Below are 1,538 nucleotides of genomic sequence, written 5' to 3'. Positions count from 1 at the left end.
GCCCGATCTGCCGCCGCGCTTTATGCCGACGCTGACGGCCGCGATCACCGCCGTGGCCAAGCGGTTCAGCACCTCCCCGCTGGAGGAGGACACCGACTTCTTCGACGCGGGCGGCACCTCCCTGGCCGCCGTCGAGTTCGTCTCCGCCCTGGCGAGGGAACTCGATGTCCACCTCGACCTGGACACGGTCTTCTTCGACGCCCGCCCCCGCAGGCTGGCCGAGCGGTGGCTCGCCCATCGCCCGGCCGTGCCGGAACCGCCCGCCACGACCGGCGTCGCCGCGGGAAGTCGCCCCGCGGCCGTCGCTCCGGTCGCCTGCGTCCCCGCCGCGGACCTCGCTGCGCCCAGCGGCGCACCGCCCGGCGAACCGGTGCCGGGAACACCCGGCGCCACCGACGACCTCGCCCAGCTGTTCGCCGATCTCTCGGCCGCCGACCGGCTCCCGCTGGTCACCCCGGCGGAACGGGTCGCCCCCGAGCACATCCTGCTCACCGGCGCGACGGGCTTCCTCGGCAGCCACCTGCTGCTCGACCTGCTGCGCCACAGTGACGCCCACGTGGTGTGCCTGGTCAGGGCCGAGGACGACGAGGCCGCGCGGCAGCGGCTGATCGAGGCGCTGGGCCGGTATGCCCTGCCCGCCTCACGGGAGGTGCTGCGCCGGGTCACCCCGCTGGCGGGCGATCTGCGCGAACCTCGGCTCGGACTCTCCGGGCCGGCATGGGAAGCCCTGGCCACGCAGGTGGATTCGATCGTCAACGCGGCCGCCGCGGTGGACTTCCTGCGCGGCTATCCCTCGCTGCGCCGCACGAACGTCCTCGGCCCGCTCACCCTCGCCGAGCTGGCCTGCGCCGGCGGGTCGACACCGATCCACCACATCTCCTCGCTGGCGGTGTTCAACGGGGTCGAGGCGCCGTCGCTGGGGGAGGACGATCCGACCGCCCCCGTGGCCACCCTGCCGATCGGCTACGACCGCAGCAAGTGGGCCGCCGAGGCGATCCTGCGGCGGGCGCGGGAGCACGGCCTGACCGTGACCGTCTTGCGGCCGGGCGGTATCGGCACCCACCCGGAGACCGGGGCGCACAACCCGCGCGACCTCAACAGCGGCATCACCGCCGCGCTGCTGCGTTTCCGCACCGTCCCCGGCTTCCGCTGCCTCAACGGCGCGCCGGTGGACTGGGTGAGCCGGGTGGCGGCGGAGATCGTGCTGCGTCCCCAGGCTTGGGGCCACACCTACCACCTGACCGCCGAACCGGCCACGCTCGACCAGATCGTCGCGGGCACCGCCCTCGGCGGTCTCGGGGTGCGGGTGCAGCACTGGCAGAGCTGGTGCGAGGACGTGGTCCGCGCGATCCGCGAGGAACCCGCGCCGGAACTCGAGTCGCTCGCGCAGGTGTTGCAGAGCCCCGTCGCCCGACGGCAGCTCGCGGCCATGGTGAACGTGCCGCCGTCGCGCGCCGACCGCACCCGTGCCTTCGTGGCCCCGCCCGGCCCGCCCCCGCCGGCCGGTGGGGCGCGCGGGGGGGCGGGGGGGGGGGCCG

The 1,538-nt window shown here is 75.4% G+C and carries 1 protein-coding gene; it reads left to right on the top strand.

Features of this window, described 5'->3' with window-relative positions:
• Positions 1-22 precede the first annotated feature (22 nt).
• Positions 23-1,538, top strand: a 1,516-nt coding sequence (locus QH283_RS11640; RefSeq protein ID WP_280503024.1) for a thioester reductase domain-containing protein, incomplete at its 3' end; no start/stop codon positions are given.

Source organism: Nocardia farcinica, from assembly GCF_029867845.1.
In the GTDB taxonomy this organism is placed as follows: domain Bacteria; phylum Actinomycetota; class Actinomycetes; order Mycobacteriales; family Mycobacteriaceae; genus Nocardia; species Nocardia farcinica_A.
This window is presented reverse-complemented; position numbering and strand designations above follow the sequence as displayed.